The organism is Streptomyces sp. NPDC059454, from assembly GCF_042749965.1.
Classification (GTDB): domain Bacteria; phylum Actinomycetota; class Actinomycetes; order Streptomycetales; family Streptomycetaceae; genus Streptomyces.
In genome coordinates this window covers 1-5,029 of record NZ_JBHYVC010000124.1, presented here as the reverse complement: position 1 = coordinate 5,029, position 5,029 = coordinate 1, and the positions used below count along the sequence as shown (strand labels likewise).

At 66.0% G+C, this 5,029-nt stretch carries 1 protein-coding gene and 2 pseudogenes; 1 reads left to right on the top strand and 2 read right to left on the bottom strand.

Annotation, left to right across the window (positions count from 1 at the left end; genetic code table 11):
- Window positions 1–108 precede the first annotated feature (108 nt).
- Both ACFXAE_RS36050 and ACFXAE_RS36045 read right to left on the bottom strand, forming a co-directional pair.
- Window positions 109–513, bottom strand: a complete 405-nt coding sequence (locus ACFXAE_RS36050; RefSeq protein WP_384723911.1) for a hypothetical protein — start codon at window positions 511–513, stop codon at window positions 109–111.
- Window positions 510–869, bottom strand: a pseudogene (locus ACFXAE_RS36045) (IS5/IS1182 family transposase); the annotation flags it as partial. The gene ACFXAE_RS36050 and the pseudogene ACFXAE_RS36045, both read right to left, overlap by 4 nt.
- A 481-nt stretch (window positions 870–1,350) precedes the next feature.
- Here ACFXAE_RS36045 and ACFXAE_RS36040 point away from each other — a divergent pair.
- Window positions 1,351–4,668, top strand: a pseudogene (locus tag ACFXAE_RS36040) (RHS repeat-associated core domain-containing protein).
- Window positions 4,669–5,029 lie beyond the last annotated feature (361 nt).

Below are 5,029 nucleotides of genomic sequence, written 5' to 3'. Positions count from 1 at the left end.
CCGAGTACGAACGCGACTGGTGGCGGCAACAGGAAGCCACCCCGCAGTCCGCCTGAAGCAAGATCACCGGACTCTACGAAAGTCGGGGCAGCTCACGATGCTCGGCCGCTACTGCTTCCTGGTAAAGCTGCCAGCGTCGACCTCGGTGAGGATGTCGAGCTTGACCAGGCGTTTCAGCTTGGCGCGGGTGCCCTCGATATTTTTCGGCAGCAGTTCGTGGTCGAGGGCCTGGCAGACGTCGCGGGCCCGGAGGGGGCCGGTGGCCTCGTTGAAGACGGTGAGGATGCGGGGGTAGTCCGGGTGTTCGGACAGGTCGGGTGAGCCGGCCTGGACGGGTATCCGGTCGGTGAGGGTGGTGACGGTCTTCCGGGTGATCGCGAGGTGTTCGAGGTGGGTCTCGGCTTCCCGCAGCCGATCCCGCAGTTCGTCGATCTGAGTGCGGAGGTCGTCGGCTAGGGACCGGGCGGCGTCCTCCTGGATGCCGAGCGCGTCGAGCAGGGGCTGGATGTTCACGCGGTCACCGCCTGCTCTTCGCGCCAGGTGGGGGTGTTCACGCCGGTGAGGCGGCTGATCATGACGTGGGACATCGCCCAGTAGACGCGGGAGGCGGACGACGATGGGCGGTGCTCGTAGTCGCGGACCAGGCGCCGGTGCAGTATCAAGATCTCGTATGTCTGCTCGACCCTCCACCGCTTCGGCTGCGGCACGAACCCCTTGTCCTGCGGGTTGCGTTCGACGATCTCGACGTCGATCCCCAGGTTGGCGCCGTGCAGGACCACCTGATTCTTGAAGCCCTGGTCAACCAGTGCCTTGCGGACGGTTCCGCCGGCGTGCTCGGCGACCTGGTCCAGCAGGATGACCACGCATGCAGGACGGGGCAAGTGTGCATTCCGTGAAGGCCTGCATTCAGGAGCTGCCCGTGTACGCCACCGCCTCTGAGGCAACTTCTGTGGCCAGTGCGTCCTTGGCATGACCAGCATGAACGACTTGGTGACTACCGCCTCATGGCCGACCTGCTGGTCTGAACCTGACTGAAAACGGCCGGTCGCTGGCCTTGGACCCTAAGATACAGGCCCTGTTCGAGCGTATTCAGTCAAATCTCTCGCCAAAATCGGTGAAAATTTCATCCACCAGGCCTGCTCGACGACCCTATTGCGACGATAGAAGTGCATTTTGACCGGTTAAGCGGTGGGGCGTATTCCGGCCCGTGTGCATAGGACGTTCGAGGGGGCGCCGCGCCAGTTTGTGTGCTTCTTGTGACAGCTTGTGTGCCGCTGGTGACCGCTGGGGTCGCCGGATCTGACTTCCTGTGGGGGGAAGCCGATGCACTCGCGTGCTGCGCGCACGCCCATGTGGCGTGCCCGGAGAACACACAGAACCGCTCTCGTCTCCGCGATCACCACCGCGGCGGTGGTGATCGCTGCGGCTCCCGGCCTGGCGGCGACGCCGAAGCTGCCGGAGCCGGAGAGTCCGTGGACGAAACCGACTAAGGTCGAGGCCCCGGCAACACCGGCCGGCAAGACCAAGGCCCCCGGCTCGCAGGCGGAGGCCGAGCCGTCGGCCGAGGTGACCGCCTGGCGCTCAGCCCAGAAAGCCCGCGCCACGGGCGGGAAGGCCAAGAGCTCCGCGTCTCGGTCGGCCGCTGCCGAAGTGACGGACGACTACCTGCCCGAGGGCCAGGGCGAGGTGCCCTGGCACCAGATCCTCGACACCCGCCTCAACGACGCGCTCGTGGCGCGGGTGAACGTCTCCAACGGCAACCTGATGCTCGCCGCGACCGACTTCGACATTGCCGGCGTCGGACAGAAGCTCCAGCTCACCCGCACCTACAACTCCCTCGAAGCGCCGTGGGGGAAGGTGTCCCAGCGCTGGTGGCAGGGATACGAGCGCTACCTCCAGGTCAACGACGGCGAGGTCGACGTCTTCGACGCCACCGGCAACCTGCTGCCCTTCACTGTGAATGCGGACGGCACGTACACGACGCCAGCGGGTTATTCGAAGGACCTGGCGAAGAACGCGGACGGCACGTACACCCTGACCGACCGCAAGTCCGGCACCAAGGACACCTACAACGAGCACGGCACCCTGCTGAAGGTGACGGACAAGAACGACGGCACGATCACGGTCGACCAGCACGACGAAGGCAGCGAGCACAAGGGCTTCAAGCTCACCGAGACTCGCTCGGGCCGCTGGATCGACCTGGTGAAGACCTACCCGAACCAGTGGCAGGCCAAGGACCACACCGGCCGCACCGCCGTCCTCGACCTCGACGCAGCCGGCAACCTCACCAAGGTCACCGACACCGCCGGCAAAGCCACCACCTACGCCTACGACTCCTCCCACCGGGTCACGAAGGTGACCACCCCCGAAGGCACCGTCACCCTCTTCACCTACGACAGCCACAACCGCGTCACCTCCATGCAACGCGCCACCGGCACGTCCGGCGGCGGGCACACGGGCCCGACCTGGCGCTACGACTACAGCGCGGCCACCCCGTCAGATGCGGGCACGACGACGGTCACCGACCCGGACGGCGACGCCACCAAGTACGTCCACAACGCGGACGGTGAGGTCACCAAGGTCACCGACCCGCTCGGTCACTCCCGCCACTCCACGTACAAGAATCACCTGACCTAGACCGCTGTCGACGCGATGGGCACCGGCACGGACGGCACCGGCGGCAACACCACCACCTACGGCTGGGACTCCCGCAACAACCCCGTTTCCCAGAAGCTGCCGATGGGCGCCACCACCCAGGTTTCCCAGTACCAGACCATCGCGGGCACGGACCTGCCCAGCGATCTGACCGGCGCCAACGGCCGCAAGGACAGCTTCAAGTACGACACCAACGGCAACACTTTGTCGGTGACCACGTCGGGTACCGCGGGGGCGACCCGCGAGTACACGTACAACGACGCCGACCCGAAGTGCGGCGGTTTCGAAGGCCAGCGCTGCACGGCCAAGGACGGCAACGGCAAAGTCACCTCCTTCACCTACGACGACCAGGGCAACCTGATCAGGGTGAAGCCGCCGGCGCCGCTGGGGGAGACGACCTACACCTACGACGCGCTGGGCCGGGTGGAGACGGTCAAGGACGGCCGCGGTATCACCACCGTCTACGGCTACGACTCCCGCGACCGGGTGCGCGAGGTCTCCTCCACCAACTTCACCGTCACCTACACCTACGACGGTGACGGCAACGTCACGACCCGCTCCGATGCCTCTGGTTTCACCAAGTGGGAGTACGACGAGCTCAACCGCGAGAGCGTGCGCACCCTGCAGAACGGCGCGCAGACCGCGCTGGCGTACACCCCGGGCGGTGACGTCGACTTCTACACCGACCCGACCGGGACGACGGACTACACCTGGGACAAGGCCGGCCGCCTGGACTACCTGGTCGCCCCGGACGGCGCGAAGACCGACTTCGACTACAACAACAACGACAAGCGCACCAAGACCGTCTACCCCGGCGGCACCACCCAGGCCGTCACCATCGACGACAACGGCCGCCCCGAGCGCATCAAGACCACCTCGGGCACGCAGACCTTCGTCGACCTCTCCTACGACTACGCCAGCGCGGGTAAGGACACCACCAAGATCCGCACCCGCACCGACCACCTCACGAACCTCAAGACCAGCTACACCTACGACTCCCAGGACCGCCTCTCCTACGCCCTGGAGGCAGACTCGGCGGGGGCGCGGAAGGCGTCCTGGCTGTACTGCTGGGACAAGGCCGGCAACCTCACCAGCCAGGACGGCAGCAAAAACGCCTGCCCGGGCGGCACCACGTACACCTACAACGACGCCAGCGAGCTGACCGGTAAGAACGGCTCCACCACGGGCTGGTCCTACGACAAGCTCGGCAACGAAACCGGCGCAGCCAGCGGCACCGCTCGCACGAACGAGTCCTGGACCGACTACAGCCAGCTCGCCGGCATCACCACTGGCGGCACGAACTACGACCTGGTCCACGCCGGCACCACCAACGCCGAACGCACCAAGCTCGGTTCGACGTGGTTCCACCACACCGCACTGGGTCTCGCGTCCACGACCACGAACGGTGTCGACACGGGATTCATCCGCGAGCCTTCGGGCACGCTGAACTCCATGACGACTGGGGGGAAGTCCTACTACTACCTCACCGACGCCACCGGCAACGTCCTCGGCCTCGTCGACGACACCGGCAAGCGGACGCACACCTATGCCTACGGTCCGACGGGCACGCCCCGAGGCACCACCACCGAGGCCGCCCCCCAGCCGTACCGCTACGCCGGCGCCTACGCCGACCCGACCGGCCTGTACAAGATGGGCCACCGCTACTACGACCCCACCCTCGGCCGCTTCACCCAGCCCGACCCCTCCGGCCAGGAAACCAACCCCTACCTCTACGCCGCCGGCGACCCGGTCAACCGGACCGACCCCACCGGCTTGTTCAGCTTCTCAGACATTCTGGACACCGGTAGTAAAATCTTCGGCGTCGTGTCGGGTTGCGTGTCGGGCATCGGTGCAGCCGCATCAACCGGAACCATCCAGTACGCCGCTGCGGTCGGAGGAGTGGTCGGTGCCGGAGTTGGCAGCGCGGTCGGCGCCGGTGCCGCCGTGGTCGGCAGTTGTGCGTTGGGAGGCGTCGCGGGCTACTACGGAGCCGACATCATCACCTACGGATGACGTTCAATCAGACGCCAACCAGACCATCTACAGGGGAGTGACGTAAGAATGACAGCGAGCGACGCCCCGATGACGGACGCTGTACGCGCTGTGCGGATCTTTTCCATCATTCTGATGGTGGGAGGTTTGAGCGGATGTATCGCGGGAGTCGCGACCGGTGACGCCGTTCCGATGGTGCTCGGGGCGATCGCCGTGGCATGTGGAGTGCTCCTGGCAGTCTTTGCCGTACTCGCCGGCCGCAAGGGCAAGTCCTGACTCCCGATCCGTTAGAGGCTGTTGTCTTTCCGAGTCTGACGACTGCGTTTTCGCTGGTCAGGGATAGGTGCGGCGTCGGTGTGGGAGTGATGGACCATCGTTTCGT